General features: G+C 56.1%; 1 protein-coding gene. It reads left to right on the top strand.

Features of this window, described 5'->3' with window-relative positions:
* Positions 1–2,392: type I restriction endonuclease subunit R (locus RQ738_RS13530; protein WP_314165841.1), on the top strand; the 2,392-nt coding region annotated here is incomplete at its 5' end.
* Positions 2,393–2,420 lie beyond the last annotated feature (28 nt).

Raw genomic sequence — 2,420 nt, 5'->3', positions numbered from 1 at the left:
GTACCACCAATACTATGCTGTCAACGCGGCGGTGGCTTCCACCTTGCGGGCGGCAAGTAGCGCGGCGCCGGGTGTGGCGGAAACGCCAGAGAGTTACGGAGTGGCGAGTGTCAATACCCAGCCGCCGGGGGATCGCAAAGCCGGGGTGGTGTGGCACACGCAGGGCAGCGGCAAGTCGCTATCGATGGTGTTTTACACCGGCAAGATTGTGCTGGCGCTCAATAACCCCACCATCGTCATGATCACCGACCGCAACGATCTGGATGATCAATTGTTCGATACCTTTGCCGCCTGTACCCAGGTATTGCGGCAGGAGCCGGTGCAAGTGGATGACCGCCAAGCACTGAAACGGCTGTTGACGGTCGCCTCTGGAGGGGTGATCTTCACCACGATTCAGAAGTTCCAGCCGGAAGAAGGCAATGTCTACGAAGAACTGACTGACCGCCGCAATGTGGTGGTGATCGCCGACGAGGCGCACCGTACCCAGTACGGCTTCAAGGCCAAAACCGTGGACGAGAAAGACGCGCTGGGCAACATCACCGGCAAACGGGTTGTGTACGGCTTTGCCAAGTATCTGCGCGATGCCCTGCCGAACGCGACCTATCTGGGGTTCACCGGGACGCCCATTGAAAAGACCGATGTCAACACCCCGGCGGTGTTCGGCAATTATGTCGATGTTTACGACATCGCCCAGGCGGTGGAAGACGGCGCCACCAAGAAGATTTACTACGAAAGCCGCCTGGCCCGGGTGTCGCTCTGCGACGAGGGCAAAAAGCTCATTGCCGAGCTGGACGAAGAACTGGAACAGGACGAGTTGACCGAGACCCAGAAGGCCAAGGCCAAGTGGACGCAGATGGAGGCGTTGGTCGGCGCGGAGCAGCGCATCAAGAACGTGGCGCAGGACATCGTGGCGCATTTTGAGAAACGCCAGGAAGTCTTTATGGGCAAGGCGATGATCGTGGCCATGTCGCGGCGCATTGCGGCAGAGCTGTATGCAGAGATCATCAAGCTGAAACCAGAATGGCATTCACCCGATCTCACCAAAGGCGTGATCAAGGTGGTGATGACGGCGGCGTCTGCGGATGGCCCGAAGCTGGCCGGGCATCACACCACCAAACAACAACGCAAGACCCTCGCCGAGCGCATGAAAGACCCCGATGATGAACTGAAGCTGGTGATCGTGCGCGATATGTGGCTCACCGGCTTCGATGCACCCTGTATGCACACTTTGTACATCGACAAGCCCATGAAGGGCCACAACCTGATGCAGGCCATCGCGCGGGTGAACCGGGTATACGGTGACAAGCCAGCGGGTTTGGTGGTGGATTATCTGGGGATTGCGTCCGACCTCAAGCAGGCCTTGTCGTTTTATGCCGATGCGGGTGGCAAGGGCGACCCCATGCTGGCCCAAGAGCAGGCCGTGCAAATGATGCTGGAAAAGATCGAAGTGGTGGCCGGCATGTATCACGGCTTCCCTTACGAGAATTACTTCGAGGCCGACACCTCCAGGAAACTCTTTATGATTTTGGCGGCCGAGGAACATATCCTCGGGCTGGAGAATGGTAAGAAGCGCTATATCGACGCAGTCACCGCCTTGTCGCAGGCATTCGCCATCGCCATTCCGCACGAGCAGGCCATGGATGTGAAGGATGAAATCGCCTTTTTTCAGGCAGTTAAAGCGCGGCTCGCTAAGTTCGACAGTTCCGGCTCAGGATGCACCAACGAGGAAATTGAATCGACCATTCGGCAGGTGATCGACAAGGCACTGGTGTCGGAACAAGTCATTGATGTGTTCGACGCTGCCGGAATCAAGAAGCCCGATATTTCGATTCTTTCCGAAGAGTTCCTGCTGGAGCTGAAAAACAAGGAGCACAAAAACGTCGCGCTCGAAGTACTCAAAAAACTGCTCAACGACGAAATCAAGGCGCGCGCCAAAAAGAATCTGGTGCAAAGCCGGACCCTGATGGAAATGCTGCAAGATGCCATCAAACGTTACCACGCCAAGGTGCTCACGGCGGCGGAGGTCATGGACGAGCTGATCAACATCAGCAAGGAAATCGTCAAATCCGACCAGCAAGCTGAAGAGATGGGCTTGAGCGACTATGAGTACGCCTTTTATACCGCCGTGGCCAACAACGACAGCGCCAGAGAATTAATGCAGCAGGACAAATTGCGCGAACTGGCCATCGTGTTATTCGAACGAGTAAAGGCCAACGCTTCTATCGATTGGACGCTCAAAGAAAGCGTAAAGGCAAAACTCAAGGTCATTGTAAAAAGGACTTTGAGGCAATTCGGGTATCCGCCTGATATGCAGAAGCTGGCAACCGAGACGGTGCTTAAGCAGGCGGAGATGTTGGCGAATGAGTTGACAAGGAAAGCCGATAACGGCTAACGAGGCGCTGCGCTCGAACGGCGATTGC

The organism is Sulfuriflexus sp., assembly GCF_032250955.1.
Classification (GTDB): Bacteria; Pseudomonadota; Gammaproteobacteria; order AKS1; family AKS1; genus Sulfuriflexus.
The sequence above is the reverse complement of the archived record's forward strand: the minus strand, read 5'-3'. Positions and strand labels throughout refer to the sequence as shown.